Genomic DNA, 12,749 nt, shown 5'->3' with positions numbered 1-12,749 from the left:
CATGCGTCCCCTCGCCGCCGGTTCCGCCGTCTTCCTCGCCGCCGCCGCGACAACCGGCGCACTGGTCGCGGCCGCGCCCGCGACGGACTGGGCCGGCCATGCGACGCAGACCACCAAGGGCGCGTTCGTGCTCGGCAATCCCGCCGCCCCGATCAAGCTGGTCGAATATGGCAGCTACACCTGCTCGCACTGCGCCGAATTCTCGAAGTCGAGCGAGGCGGCGCTCAAGGGCCAGATGGTGCGATCGGGCAAGGTCAGTCTCGAATACCGGCACCTGATCCGCGATCCCGCCGATCTCGGCGCGGCGATCCTGGCGCGCTGCACCGGCACCAGGGGCTTCTTCCCCACCAGCGCGATGATCTTCGCGACTCAGGAGACCTGGCTGCCCAAGCTCGCCAGCTACGCCCAGGCGCATCCGGAGCTCGATGCCAAGCCGGGGATCGCGCAGGCGCGCGCGCTCGTCGACGCTGCCGGGCTGACGCAGGCGGTTCGCGCGCGCGGACTGACCCCGGCGCAGATCAACGCCTGCTTCGCGGACAAGGCCGGGGTCGACCGGATCACGGCGATGACCGGCGACGCGCCGATCGAGGTCCAGTCGACGCCGACCTTCTACATCAACAACCAGCTGCAACCGCCGATGGCGTGGGAGCAGCTCGCCGCCGCCTTGCGCGCCAAGGGCGCACCGGCGGGCAAGTGATCGTCCAGTCCCCTTCGTGGAGCGTTAGTCCGATATGAAGTTCCTCGCCCTCCTCCTTGCGCCGCTGGCGCTCGTCGCCTGTTCGAAGGGCGGCGACGCCGGCACCGCCAACGGCGGCACGCCCGCCGCGCCCGCCGCCCCCGTGGCGGCGAAGGCCCCGCCCGCCGGCCAGCATTGGACCGACGTGGTCGCGCAGACCAAGGAGGGCTATGTGATGGGCAATCCCGACGCGCCGCTGAAGCTCGTCGAATATGGCTCGCGCCTGTGCCCGACCTGCGGCGCGCTCGCGCGCGAAGGCTATGCGCCGCTCACCTCCAAATACGTCGATTCGGGCAAGGTCAGCCTCGAGTTCCGCGAGTTCCTCGTCCACGGCGCGATCGACATGCCGCCGACGCTGCTCGGCAATTGCACGGGCAAGGACGCCTTCTTCCCGCTGCTCGAGCAGATGTACGCCAATCAGCAGAGCTTCCTCGACAAGATGCAGTCCGCATCCCCCGCGGTGCAGCAGCAAATCCAGTCGGCCAAGCCCGTCGACGCCTTCCGCATGATGGCGCAGCAGATGGGCCTGATCGACTTCGTCAAGCAGCGCGGCATTCCCGAGGCGAAGGCGATGCAGTGCCTCGCCGACCAGGGCCAGATCGACCGCTGGACCAAGCAGACCGCGGACAAGAGCGCCGATGGCACCGTGCAGGGCACGCCCACGCTGATCCTGAACGGGCAGAAGCTCGACGCGATCACCTGGGGCCAGCTGGAACCGCTGCTTAAGGCGGCGGGCGCGTAAAGTCCGCCAGTCGAGCGGCGCGGGCGGTCGGAACCTCCGGCGCTGAGGGGCGAGGCGGCCAGGGCCGTCCGCCCGTCGCGTCGGCCCGGCTGTCCCTGCCTCGCCCCATGCGCGGAAGGATCATAATGTCGCCCTGTCATCTGCGCCGCACGGCTGCGATATCCTGCCTGCTCCTCTCGGTCGAAGCCAGGGCGGACGAGCTGCAGAACAGCCTGGTCCAGGCCATGCGCGCCACCCAGCCGGATGCCTATGCGTTCCAGCGCACCATGGCCTTCGAGCGGACCGGCGCATCCCGCAAGGTTTTCGTCGAGCGCTTCGATCCGCGGCGGCCGGCGGATCAGCGCTGGTCGCTCGTCAGCGTGGATGGGCGTCCGCCAAGCGACAAGGAGATCGACCAGTCGCGCAAGACCAAAAGGGGGCCCACGCCGTCCTATCATGAGCTGGCGGAATGGTTCGGCGCTCCCGCCACGCGCAGCGATTCCGCTCCCGGTTACGCGACCTATCGCTTCAGCCGATTGCCCGCCGGCGTCGTCAAGATCGGATCGCACGATGCATCCGCCGACACGCAGGCCGAAGCCGTCGTGAACATGAAGGGCAAGACCCCGTTCGTCGAGCGGGTGCGGTTCCTGTCGAACAAATCGTTCAGGATGATGTTGGTCGCGTCCGTGCAGAGCATGGATGTCAGCGCCCGATATGCACCGCTGCCGAACGGCGCGATCATTCCCGCCGGATCGTCGAGCGTGATGAAGGGTTCGATGCTGGGCAAATCGGGGCAGATCACCACGCTCGTCACCTTCTCCGGATTCGAGAGCGTCCGCTAGAACCCCATCCACCGACGTGGGAGCGGCGCCTCGCGACACCCTTCCCCCATGCCGCAACACGTGTAGGATGGCGGAAGCCCGCCACCATGCCTCACCCCCTCCCCTGACATGCAGATCAAGCGGCTGCGCATCGCCGGCTTCAAGAGCTTCGTGGACCCGGCCGATCTCGTCATCGCGCCGGGGCTGACCGGCGTCGTCGGCCCCAATGGCTGCGGCAAGTCGAACCTGCTCGAAGCGCTGCGCTGGACGATGGGCGAGAATAGCGCGAAGTCGCTGCGCGGCGCGGGCATGGAGGACGTCATCTTCGCCGGGACGGCGACGCGCCCGCCGCGCGACTTCGCCGAAGTCTCCATCCTGCTCGACGGCGCCGACGGCGAGGAGCGCGAGGTGGTGCGCCGGATCGAGCGCGGCGCGGGCAGCGCCTATCGCATCGACGGGCGCGACGTGCGGGCGAAGGACGTGGCCCTGCTCTTCGCCGATGCCGCGACGGGCGCGCACAGCCCGGCGCTGGTCAGCCAGAACAGGATCGGCGCGGTGATCGCCGCCAAGCCGACGGAACGGCGCGCGATGCTGGAGGAAGCGGCCGGCATCGCCGGACTGCACGTGCGACGCCGCGATGCCGAGGCGAGATTGCGGGCGACCGAGGCGAACCTCGCGCGGCTGGACGAACTGATCGCCGACCAGGATGTCCGTGCGGTGGCGCTGCGCCGGCAGGCGCGACAGGCGGAGCGGTACCGCACGCTCTCCGAACAGATCCGCGTCGCCGAAGCGCGGATGATCTTCGCGCGCTGGCGAGAGGCGGTGGCGGCAGCGGACGCGGCCCGCGCGGACGCGACGGCGGCGGAGGCGCGGGTGACGGCGGCGGGCGAGGCGGAACAGGCCGCCGCCGCGGCACAGCATGCGGCGGTGGCGGCACTAACCGATGCGCGCGGCGCGGCACTGGCCGCACGCGAGGCGGCGAGCGAGGCGGGACACCGGCTGGCGGCGCTGAAGACGGAGCGGGATGCGGCGGCGCGGCGGGTGGCCGATCTCGCCGACCAGCGGCGGCGGATCGCCGAGGACCGCGCCCGGGAGGGCACGCTGGCGGCCGACGCGGCCGACGCGCTGGCGCGTCTCGCGGACGAGGCAAAGGCGCTCGACCGCGCGCTCGCGGCCTCCGCCGCCGGCGTCCCGGCGCTCGACGCCGCGCTGGCGCAGGCGGAACGGCAGGCGCGCGACGCGGAGGTGGCGCTGGCGCAGGGCCTGGCGGCGCAGGCGCGCGAGGCGGCGGAGGTTCGCGTCGCAGAGGCGGCCTTGGCGGCGGCGGCAGCGCGCCAGTCGCGCGCGGCACAGGCGGCGGCGGAGGTCGCCGCGCAGATGACCGCGCTGGGGGCGGATGCCCCGCTTGCCGCCGCGCGCGATGCCGCGGCCGCCCTACGTCACGCCGCTGCCTCCGACGCCGAAGCGGCGCGTGCCGGCCTGGCGGCGGCGGAAAACGAGGAGCGCGAGGCTGCCGGCGCCCGCGACGCTGCCGAGGCGGCGAGAGCCGCCGCGCGCGCCGAACTCGCGGCGATCGATAGCGAGGCGGCGGCGCTGACCCGGGCGACGCAGCGCACTGGCCGCGATCGGCTGCTCGACCATGTCCGGCCCGCGGCGGGCTATGAGCGCGCCCTGGCGGCGGCGCTGGGCGACGATCTGGAGGCGGGGCTGTCGGCCTGGCCGGGCGCTGCGCCGCTGCCGGACGATCCGGCACCGCCCGGTGATGCCGAGCCGCTGACAACGCATGTCGCCGGCCCGGCGACGCTGGCGCGGCGGCTGGGGCAGCTGTTCGTCGTCGCGGCGGACGACGGCCGCCCCCTCGCGGTCGGTCAGCGACTGGTGACGCGGGACGGCCGGCTGCGGCGGTGGGATGGCTTCGTCGCCGATGGAACGGGCGCGGCGGCGGCGGAGCGGCTGGTACGGCTCAATCGGTTGGCGGCTCTGGCGGAGGCTCGTCCTGCGGCGCTGGACGCGGCGGAACGCGCCGATGCCGCCCGTGCGACCGTGGAGGTGCGGATCGCCGCGGCCCGCCGCGCCGCGCAGGCGGCGCGTGGCGCGATCGCGGCAGCGGACGCCACACTGCGCGAGGCGACCCGCGACGAGGATCGCGCCGTGGCCGCGCTGGAGCGGCTGGGGGTGCAACGGGCCGATCTGGTCGTGCGCGAAGCGAGGGTCGGAGCCGAAGCCGCCGAGGCCGCCGACGAGCTGGCGGCGGCGCAGGCGGCACGCGCCGCACTCCCCGATGGCGGCGACAGCGCCGCAACGGTCGCCGCGCTGAGCCGCGACGCGGAGGATCGCCGCACCGACGTCGCGGCGGCGCGCGCGGCCCGGGCCACCGCCGAGCGGACCGCCCAGGCCCAGCGGGAGCGACTGGCGGCGGCCCAGGCCGAGAGCCGCGGCTGGCGGGCCCGCGCGGGCGAGGCCGCACGGCGGATCGCCGAGATGGACAAGCGTGCCGCCGCGCTCGCCGAAGAGGCGACGGCGATCGATACGCGACCGGTCGTCCTCGACGCGGCCATTGCCGAGGAATCGGCAGCGCATGCCCTGGCGCGCGACGAAGCGACCCGCCTGGCGACGGCGGAGGCCGCCACGGAACAGGCGGTACGGCGCACCGAGGAGGCGCATCGCATGGCGAACGCGACACTGGCGGAGGCGCGCGAGGGGCGGGCGGGTGCCGCGGCCCGGTTAGAGAATCAGGAGCTGCGCCGGGTCGAGATGGGGCGACTGTCCGGCGAGCGCTTCTCCTGCCCGGCACCGGTGCTGCCCGAACGCCTCGGCTTCGCGAGCGACAGCATCCGGGCGCCGGCTGCGGAAAGCGCGCTGCACGAGAAACTGGTGCTCGACCGCGAGCGGATCGGTCCCGTCAATCTGGTCGCCGAACGCGAGCTGGCGGAGCTGGAGGCCACGGGCCGCAGCACTGCGGCCGAGCGCGAGGAGCTTGGACAGGCGGTCCATCGGCTGCGGGGTTCCATCGGCACGCTCAATCGCGAGGGACGACAGCGGCTGCTCGCGGCGTTCGAGGCGGTGGACGCGCATTTCCGCCGGCTGTTCACCACGCTGTTCGATGGCGGGCAGGCGCATCTCGCGCTCGTCGAATCGGACGATCCGCTGGAGGCCGGGCTGGAGATCATGGCCCAGCCGCCCGGCAAGCGGCTGCAATCGCTAACGCTGCTGTCGGGCGGCGAGCAGGCGTTGACTGCGGTGGCACTGATCTTCGCGCTGTTCCTGACCAATCCCGCGCCGATCTGCGTCCTCGACGAGGTCGACGCGCCGCTCGACGACGCCAATATCGAACGGTTCTGCAACCTGCTCGACCGGATGAGCCGCGAGACGCAGACGCGCTATCTCATCGTTACGCACAACGCCGTGACGATGAGCCGCATGCACCGCCTGTTCGGCGTGACGATGGTCGAACGCGGCGTGAGCCGGCTCGTCTCGGTCGACCTGGGCGGCGCGGCGACCCTGCTGGCGGCGGAATAGGCGAAGGCGGCCGGGTCATCGGCCGTGGCTTCACGCCTGATCCTCGTCGCGCAGCGTGCGGCCGGCCAGCGTGATTTCGGCGACGAAACACGCCAGGCCCAGGACGGCGCAGAGCAGGCCGCCGCCGAAGAACACGAACAGGAAGGCGGCATGCCCCGAATCGCGCAGAACGCCGAAGAACAGGGTGATGGCGGAGCAGCACGTCATCGCGCCCGCCGCCGCCGCGAGCGTGACCGCGATGTCGAGGATGCGCGACCGCTTCCGTAGGCGGGCCATCTCGTGCTGATTGACGCGCGGCTCTTTCCTCAGCGCATGGATACGGTCGCTGATCCGCCCGAGCCGTGTCGCAAACACGTTGAGCAGCGAAGCCACCGCGGTCAGTAGGAAGATGGGCGTCAGCGCCAGCTGGATGACATGCGCCGCGGCGCTGAGAGGTTCGTGCATGCGTGTCGTCTTACCCTTCGCCGCGCAGATCGACGCAGACCGGCGAAGGTTCCCTGGCAACCGCTGCGTCGCGTCGCGGCGGCCGGCGTCCCGGCGGCCGCGACGTCGCCATCAATGGCGGCTGCGTACCAGCCGCGCAAGCGCCTGACCCACGTAGAGCAGGCAGAGTTCCTGATGCACCACCGCCGCGGCGGGATGGGTGGCCTGGATCGAACGCACCGCTTCCTGGCGGGAGCGTTCGAGGAGGTAGGTCGTATCGGGCATGAGCATACTCCCTTTCGTCCCCTGCCCTGCCCTTATCCACCCGCCACCTTGCACCAGGATGACTGGCGGCGCGGCGAATGCGTCCCTTGCGACATGCGGCTCGAGAACGTAAATAGAACACATGGCGCAGCTCGATACCCGCGAGAAGCTGGCGATCCTGGCGGACGCGGCGAAATACGATGCCTCCTGTGCATCGTCCGGCACCGCCAAGCGCGACAGCCGCGACGGCAAGGGGATCGGCTCGACCGAGGGCATGGGCATCTGCCACGCCTATGCTCCCGACGGTCGCTGCATCAGCCTGCTCAAGATCCTGCTGACCAACAGCTGCATCTTCGACTGCCATTATTGCATCAACCGAAAGTCGTCGAACGTGCGCCGCGCGCGCTTCACGGCGCAGGAGGTCGTGAACCTCACGCTGTCCTTCTACCGGCGCAACTATATCGAGGGGCTTTTCCTGTCCTCGGGGATCATCCGGTCGTCCGACTATACGATGGAGCAGCTTGTCGAAGTGGCGCGCAGCCTACGCGAGGACCATCAGTTCCGCGGCTACATCCACCTCAAGACGATCCCGGACGCGGATCCGGAACTGGTGCATCAGGCGGGTCTCTATGCCGATCGCGTGTCGATCAACGTCGAGCTGCCCACCGCGGGCGGGCTGAAGCGGCTGGCGCCCGAAAAGGACGGCGCGCGGATCGAGGGCGCGATGCGCGACGTGAAGGGCGCGATCCTGGATTCGGGCGACGCGCGCAAGAAGTACAAGTCCGCGCCCCGCTTCGCTCCCGCCGGCCAGTCGACCCAGATGATCGTCGGCGCGGATGCCGCGACCGATGGCGACATCGTCACGCGCGCTTCGTCGCTGTACGATCGGTTCGGCCTGCGCCGCGTCTATTATTCCGCGTTCAGCCCGATACCCGATGCCAGCGCCGTGCTGCCGCTGCAGCGCCCGCCGCTGATGCGCGAGCACCGTCTGTACCAGTCCGACTGGCTGATGCGCTTCTACGATTATGCGCCGCACGAGGTCGTGGCGGCGGCGGACGAGGGCACGGGCATGCTGCCGCTCGACATCGATCCGAAGCTGGCTTGGGCGCTCAAGTTCCGGGACCGCTTTCCGGTCGACGTCAACCGAAGCCCGCGCGAGATGCTGCTGCGCGTACCGGGGCTCGGCGTGAAGGCGGTCGACCGCATTCTCGCCAGTCGCCGCTGGCGGCGTCTGCGTCTGGACGATGTCGCACGACTGACGGTGTCGGTGGCGAAGGTCCGTCCGTTCATCATCGCCGAGGATTGGCGCCCGGTGATCCTCGCCGACCGAGCGGACCTACGCCCGATGGTCGCGCCGAAGCGCGAACAGCTGGAACTGTTCGCCGCCTGACCGGGTGCGTCGCGCCGGGTGAGAGTGATTCGCGGGTGAAACAGCTGGGCGGCTCGCCGGTTGAGCGGCGCGAAGGAGACACACGATGGCGACCGCCCAGATCTACGCCGACCTCAAGCGCGACCATGACAAACAGCGCGAGATGCTGAAGCAGCTCGGCGACCTGAAGGGCGACACGGCCAAGCGCCAGAAGCTGTTCGAGGCCTTCCGCCTGGAACTGCAGAGCCATGCCGCCGCCGAGGAGGAATCGCTGTACGCCGAGATGCTGGGCAAGCCCGACCTGCGCGACGACGCCCGCCACTCGGTCGCCGAGCACAAGGAGGTCGACGATTTGCTGGGCGAGATGGCGGACCTCGATTTCGGGTCGGACGAATGGGAGTCGAAGTTCTTCCACATGCGCCACCGCTACGAACATCATATCGACGAGGAAGAGGAAGAGATGTTCCCGGCCGCCGAGAAGGGGCTCGACGACGCGACGGAGGAGCGGCTCGCCGACATCTATGAGGAGCGCAAGCCCGAGGAGCTGAAGCTCGCCAAGGCGAATCCGCCGGGCGGCGACGACCGCGACTGATCGCCTTGCGGATCGTCACGCTTCCCGCACCCGACGATTTCGAGGCATGGCGCGACGCCGCGCGCGCGCTGGCCGCGGCGGAGGTGCCCCCCGGTGACGTGGTCTGGCAGGTCGGCGACACGCCCGCCGATCTGTTTGCCGTCGCCGCGGACGGGCAAGCGGCGGCGGAGACCGGACCAGGCGCGACATTCTCCGTACCGCGCGGCTTCGTCGATCTCGCGCGCAGCGTCGTCCTCGCCGACGACCCCGAGCGGTTCGCGCTGCTCTATGCCCTGCTGGTGCGGCTGCGGCGCCAATCGGGGATTCTCGCCGACCAGGCGGACCCGCTGGTGCGCCGGCTGGAGGGCTTGGCCAAGGCGGTCCGCCGCGACATTCACAAGATGCGCGCCTTCCTCCGCTTCCGCGAGGTGGCGACGGACGAGGACGACAGCTGCTATGTCGCCTGGTTCGAGCCGGACCATCATATCGTCCGCGCGAACGCGGCCTTCTTCGTCAACCGCTTCGCGTCGATGCGCTGGTCGATCCTGACGCCGGAGGTCTCGTTGCACTGGGACGGCAAGGCGCTGAGCGAGGGCCCCGGCGCGAGCCGCACGGATGCGCCCGAGGGCGATCCGGTCGAGGAGGTGTGGAAGACCTATTATGCCAGCATCTTCAACCCCGCCCGCCTGAAAGTGGGCGCGATGCTGAAGGAGATGCCGCGCAAATACTGGAAAAACATGCCGGAAACCGCGTTGGTCGGCGAACTGATCGCAGGCGCGCAAGCGAGGGAGAGCGGCATGATCGAACAGGCGCGCGCCGTGTCGGGCGACAACAGCGTGGCGGCGTGGCAGGCGCTGCGCGAAGAGGCGATGGGTTGCACGCGGTGCCCGCTCTACAAGCCGGCGACGCAGACGGTGTTCGGCGAGGGCCCGGTCGACGCGGCGATGATGGTCGTCGGCGAGCAGCCGGGCGACCAGGAGGATCTGGCGGGGCGGCCGTTCGTCGGCCCGGCTGGCCAGGTGTTCAATCGTGCGATCGCCGCGGCGGAGATCGATCGCGCGCGGCTCTACGTCACCAATGCGGTCAAGCATTTCAAATACGAGCAACGCGGCAAGCGGCGCATCCATGCCAAGCCGGGGACGGGCGAGATCGAGGCATGCCGGTGGTGGATCGAGCAGGAAAGGCTGCTGGTACGGCCGCAGATGACGGTGGCGCTGGGCGCGACCGCCGCGCGGTCGCTGCTGGGACGGACGGTCACGATCTCGCGCGAGCGTGGGCGGACGATCGCGCTGCCTGATGGCGGCGCGGCATGGATCACCGTCCATCCCAGCTATCTGCTCCGCCTGCCAGACCCGGCGCAGAAGGAAGACGAATTCGCCCGGTTCGTCGAGGATCTGCGCAGCGCGAAGGCGGCGCTTGGCTGACACCGTTGCCGGTCGAGGCAGGGTCCGCCGTCCGCTGGCGAGGCTCTCGAGGGGAGTCGCGCTCGACGGTCGGCGAGCTGTCGGCTTACCCGACCGTCACCGAGAAGCATAGCGCCCTTCAGTCAATCAGCCCATGGGCTTGCGCAGGAGCGTTCAGCGCTCTCGCGGCCGCGCGAGCGTGGTGAGCACGCCGCGCAGCGTGCGGACCTCCTGACTCGACCAGCCAGGTTTGGTCAGCAGCGTGCGCAGCGTGCGCTTGGTGGTCGGCGTGCGATCCGGCGGGAAGAAATAGCCGGCGACTTCCAGCATCCCCTCCAGCTGGCCGATCATGCCGTCGAGCTCGGCCTGCGGCGCGACGTCGGGCAGGTCGACCTGCGGCGGCTGCGCGAGCCCCTGCCCCTTCGACCATTCATAGGCACAGAGGATCACCGCCTGTGCCAGATTGAGGCTGCCGAATTCGGGATTGATCGGCACGGTCAGGATGGTGCGCGCGACCGCGACGTCGTCCGTCTCCAGCCCGGATCGTTCCGGGCCGAACAGCAGCGCGGATCGCCCGGCTTCGGCATGGATCGCGCGCGCCGCCTCTTCCGGCGTCACCACCGGCTTGGTGATGCCACGCTTGCGCACGGTGGTCGCATAGACATGGGCGCAATCGGCCACCGCGCCCGCGACGGTATCGAACACCTGCGCGCGTTCCAGCACGATGTCGGCCCCGCTCGCGGCTGGACCTGCCTGCGGATTGGGCCAGCCGTCGCGCGGGGCGACCAGACGCATCTCGGTCAACCCGAAGTTGAGCATCGCGCGTGCGGCCTTGCCGATATTCTCGCCTAGCTGCGGGCGAACGAGGATGATGACGGGCGGCTGGGCTGAAATGCTATTGGGGATGGCCATGTCCTTGTTTCGTCTGCTCTTGCGCGGCGGACCCTATCCTTCTCGCCCCGCCTCCTCCACCGTCCCGGCGAATTCCTCGAAATCGCGTGCCTCGCTGAAGTCGCGATAGACGCTGGCGAAGCGGATATAGGCGACGGAGTCGAGCCCGCGCAGCCCGTCCATCACCATCTCGCCGATCCGCTTCGACGAGACTTCGCCGTCGCCCGCGGTTTCAAGCTGGCGCTGGATGCCGCTGACCAGCTTCTCGATGCGCACCGGGTCGATCGGCCGCTTGCGCGTCGCGATGGCGACCGATCGCAACAGTTTCTCGCGATCGAACGGCTCGCGTCGGCTTTCGCTCTTGAGCACCCACAATTCGCGCAGCTGAATGCGTTCGAAGGTGGTGAAGCGTGCGGCGCAGCCCTCGCACTGCCGCCGGCGACGGATAGCCGCCCCGTCTTCGGTGGGGCGGCTATCCTTTACCTGGCTGTCTTCATGGCCGCAGAACGGGCATCGCATGTCGGTCCGTCAGGGCCTTTCAGATCTTGTTGCGGCGCGCATAGGCGACGCCGGCACCGACCAGCGCGCCGAACACCGGGCCGACGAACGGCACGGGGATCGCCAGCACCGCGCCGACGGCACCGTATTTCGCCATCTTCTTGCCCAGGCCCGGCGTCGACTTGACGGTGTCCTGGACCTCTTCGATCTTCGACATGGCTTATCCTTCGTAGATGGGGAAGCGTACGCAGAGCGCGCGCACGCGGTCCCGAACGTTCGCCTCGACTTCGGGGTCCCCCGCCTCGCCCATCCTGGCGAGCCCGTCGAGCACGTCGGCGACCATATGGCCGATTTCCCGGAATTCCGCCGGGCCGAAACCACGGGTCGTCCCCGCGGGCGAACCGACGCGAATGCCGCTGGTCTTCATCGGCGGCAGGGGGTCGTTGGGAATGCCGTTCTTGTTGCAGGTGATGCCGGCGCGCTCCAGCGCCTCATCGGCATCCTTGCCGGTGATGCCGAGCGGCCGGAGGTCGATGAGCGCCAGGTGCGTGTCGGTACCCCCCGCGATCACGTCCGCACCGCGCTCCTTGAGCGTCGCGGCGAGCACCTTCGCATTCTCCACCACGGCGGCGATATACGTCTTGTACTCGGGCTGCAGCGCCTCTCCGAACGCCACCGCCTTCGCCGCCACGACGTGCATGAGCGGGCCGCCCTGCAGGCCGGGGAAGACCGCCGAGTTGATCTTCTTCGCGATCGCCTCGTCGTCGGTCATGATCATGCCGCCGCGCGGGCCGCGCAGCGTCTTGTGCGTCGTGGTCGTGACGACATGCGCATGGCCGAACGGCGTCGGATGCAGTCCGGCGGCGACAATGCCGGCGAAGTGCGCCATGTCCACCATGAAATAGGCGCCGACCTTGTCCGCGATCTCGCGGAAGCGCGGGAAGTCGATGACGCGCGGATAGGCGCTGCCGCCCGCAATGATCAGCTTCGGCTGGTGCTCGACCGCGAGCGCCTCGACCGCGTCGTAATCGATCAGGTGCGTGTCGGGGTCGACGCCATATTGCACCGCGTTGAACCACTTGCCGCTCATCGCCGCCTTCGCGCCGTGGGTCAGGTGGCCGCCGGCATCCAGGCTCATGCCCAGGATCGTCTCGCCCGGCTTGACCAGCGCGAGCATGACCGCCCCGTTCGCCTGCGCGCCCGAGTGCGGCTGGACGTTGACGAAACCGCAGCCGAAGATCTGCTTGGCGCGCTCGATCGCCAGCGTCTCCACCTCGTCCGAGGGCGCGCAGCCCTGGTAATAGCGCTTGCCCGGATAGCCTTCGGCATATTTGTTGGTGAAGACGGAGCCCTGCGCCTCCAGCACAGCCCTGGACACGATGTTCTCCGACGCGATCAGTTCGATCTGCGTCTGCTCGCGCGTCAGTTCGTGAGAGATCCCGGCGAACACGGCGGGGTCGGCCGCCGCCAGGCCGCGGGTGAAGAAGCCGTCCGCGCGGACGTCGTTCGCGGGATTGGGTTGCGTGCTCATCT

The 12,749-nt window shown here is 69.9% G+C and carries 13 protein-coding genes; 7 read left to right on the top strand and 6 right to left on the bottom strand.

Annotated elements, in window-relative coordinates; translation table 11 throughout:
- Position 1 precedes the first annotated feature (1 nt).
- From RF701_RS14085 to RF701_RS14070, 4 genes are all read left to right on the top strand, one after another.
- A complete protein-coding gene (locus RF701_RS14085; protein WP_308815324.1) occupies positions 2-697 on the top strand; it encodes a thioredoxin domain-containing protein in 696 nt (231 codons plus the stop codon).
- Between the two features lie 34 nt (positions 698-731).
- Positions 732-1,478, top strand: coding sequence for a thioredoxin domain-containing protein (locus tag RF701_RS14080; RefSeq protein ID WP_308815323.1), 747 nt, complete (start codon positions 732-734; stop codon positions 1,476-1,478).
- Positions 1,479-1,603: 125 nt separating this feature from the next.
- On the top strand, positions 1,604-2,299 hold the full coding sequence (locus tag RF701_RS14075) for a hypothetical protein (protein WP_210356994.1): 696 nt from the start codon (positions 1,604-1,606) through the stop codon (positions 2,297-2,299).
- A gap of 108 nt (positions 2,300-2,407) precedes the next feature.
- Positions 2,408-5,797, top strand: a complete 3,390-nt coding sequence (locus RF701_RS14070; RefSeq protein WP_308815322.1) for an AAA family ATPase — start codon at positions 2,408-2,410, stop codon at positions 5,795-5,797.
- Between the two features lie 30 nt (positions 5,798-5,827).
- Here RF701_RS14070 and RF701_RS14065 read toward each other — a convergent pair whose 3' ends face one another.
- Together RF701_RS14065 and RF701_RS14060 are read right to left on the bottom strand one after the other, a co-directional pair.
- Positions 5,828-6,241, bottom strand: a complete 414-nt coding sequence (locus tag RF701_RS14065; protein WP_308815321.1) for a DUF2721 domain-containing protein — start codon at positions 6,239-6,241, stop codon at positions 5,828-5,830.
- Positions 6,242-6,352: 111 nt separating this feature from the next.
- A complete protein-coding gene (locus tag RF701_RS14060) occupies positions 6,353-6,505 on the bottom strand; it encodes a hypothetical protein (RefSeq protein WP_210356997.1) in 153 nt (50 codons plus the stop codon).
- Positions 6,506-6,626: 121 nt separating this feature from the next.
- On the opposite strand from RF701_RS14060, the gene RF701_RS14055 reads away from it, so the two are divergent.
- The 3 genes from RF701_RS14055 (at position 6,627) to RF701_RS14045 (ending at position 9,848) form a co-directional block, all read left to right on the top strand.
- A complete protein-coding gene (locus RF701_RS14055) occupies positions 6,627-7,874 on the top strand; it encodes a putative DNA modification/repair radical SAM protein (protein ID WP_203308565.1) in 1,248 nt (415 codons plus the stop codon).
- A gap of 85 nt (positions 7,875-7,959) precedes the next feature.
- Complete coding sequence (locus tag RF701_RS14050; protein WP_210356999.1) at positions 7,960-8,445, top strand: hemerythrin domain-containing protein; 486 nt, start codon at positions 7,960-7,962, stop codon at positions 8,443-8,445.
- Positions 8,446-8,450: 5 nt separating this feature from the next.
- Positions 8,451-9,848 (top strand): UdgX family uracil-DNA binding protein, encoded by a 1,398-nt coding sequence (locus RF701_RS14045; RefSeq protein WP_308815320.1) that lies wholly within the window; start codon positions 8,451-8,453, stop codon positions 9,846-9,848.
- 153 nt (positions 9,849-10,001) lie between these two features.
- On the opposite strand, the gene RF701_RS14040 is transcribed toward RF701_RS14045, so the two are convergent.
- Genes RF701_RS14040 through glyA form a run of 4 tightly spaced genes read right to left on the bottom strand, consistent with a single transcriptional unit; the run spans position 10,002 to position 12,747 of the window.
- A complete protein-coding gene (locus tag RF701_RS14040) occupies positions 10,002-10,739 on the bottom strand; it encodes an RNA methyltransferase (RefSeq protein ID WP_308815319.1) in 738 nt (245 codons plus the stop codon).
- Between the two features lie 33 nt (positions 10,740-10,772).
- On the bottom strand, positions 10,773-11,237 hold the full coding sequence (nrdR, locus tag RF701_RS14035; RefSeq protein ID WP_203308569.1) for a transcriptional regulator NrdR: 465 nt from the start codon (positions 11,235-11,237) through the stop codon (positions 10,773-10,775).
- Positions 11,238-11,256: 19 nt separating this feature from the next.
- Positions 11,257-11,433 carry a hypothetical protein gene (locus RF701_RS14030; RefSeq protein WP_203308570.1) on the bottom strand — a complete coding sequence of 59 codons (177 nt, stop codon included), beginning with the start codon at positions 11,431-11,433 and terminating at the stop codon, positions 11,257-11,259.
- A gap of 3 nt (positions 11,434-11,436) precedes the next feature.
- Positions 11,437-12,747: a serine hydroxymethyltransferase gene (gene glyA / locus RF701_RS14025; protein WP_246847975.1), complete on the bottom strand. Its 1,311-nt coding sequence runs from the start codon at positions 12,745-12,747 to the stop codon at positions 11,437-11,439.
- Positions 12,748-12,749 lie beyond the last annotated feature (2 nt).

This window comes from Sphingomonas sp. GV3 (genome assembly GCF_031082075.1).
GTDB lineage: Bacteria > Pseudomonadota > Alphaproteobacteria > Sphingomonadales > Sphingomonadaceae > Sphingomonas > Sphingomonas beigongshangi.
This window is presented reverse-complemented; position numbering and strand designations above follow the sequence as displayed.

Bases quoted from the DNA above. Each gene is read 5' to 3' on its own strand.
- RF701_RS14085 (WP_308815324.1), top strand. From the start codon at position 2: ATGCGTCCCCTCGCCGCCGGTTCCGCCGTCTTCCTCGCCGCCGCCGCG.
- RF701_RS14080 (WP_308815323.1), top strand. From the start codon at position 732: ATGAAGTTCCTCGCCCTCCTCCTTGCGCCGCTGGCGCTCGTCGCCTGT.
- RF701_RS14075 (WP_210356994.1), top strand. From the start codon at position 1,604: ATGTCGCCCTGTCATCTGCGCCGCACGGCTGCGATATCCTGCCTGCTC.
- RF701_RS14070 (WP_308815322.1), top strand. From the start codon at position 2,408: ATGCAGATCAAGCGGCTGCGCATCGCCGGCTTCAAGAGCTTCGTGGAC.
- RF701_RS14065 (WP_308815321.1), bottom strand. From the start codon at position 6,241: ATGCACGAACCTCTCAGCGCCGCGGCGCATGTCATCCAGCTGGCGCTG.
- RF701_RS14060 (WP_210356997.1), bottom strand. From the start codon at position 6,505: ATGCCCGATACGACCTACCTCCTCGAACGCTCCCGCCAGGAAGCGGTG.
- RF701_RS14055 (WP_203308565.1), top strand. From the start codon at position 6,627: ATGGCGCAGCTCGATACCCGCGAGAAGCTGGCGATCCTGGCGGACGCG.
- RF701_RS14050 (WP_210356999.1), top strand. From the start codon at position 7,960: ATGGCGACCGCCCAGATCTACGCCGACCTCAAGCGCGACCATGACAAA.
- RF701_RS14040 (WP_308815319.1), bottom strand. From the start codon at position 10,739: ATGGCCATCCCCAATAGCATTTCAGCCCAGCCGCCCGTCATCATCCTC.
- nrdR (WP_203308569.1), bottom strand. From the start codon at position 11,237: ATGCGATGCCCGTTCTGCGGCCATGAAGACAGCCAGGTAAAGGATAGC.
- RF701_RS14030 (WP_203308570.1), bottom strand. From the start codon at position 11,433: ATGTCGAAGATCGAAGAGGTCCAGGACACCGTCAAGTCGACGCCGGGC.
- glyA (WP_246847975.1), bottom strand. From the start codon at position 12,747: ATGAGCACGCAACCCAATCCCGCGAACGACGTCCGCGCGGACGGCTTC.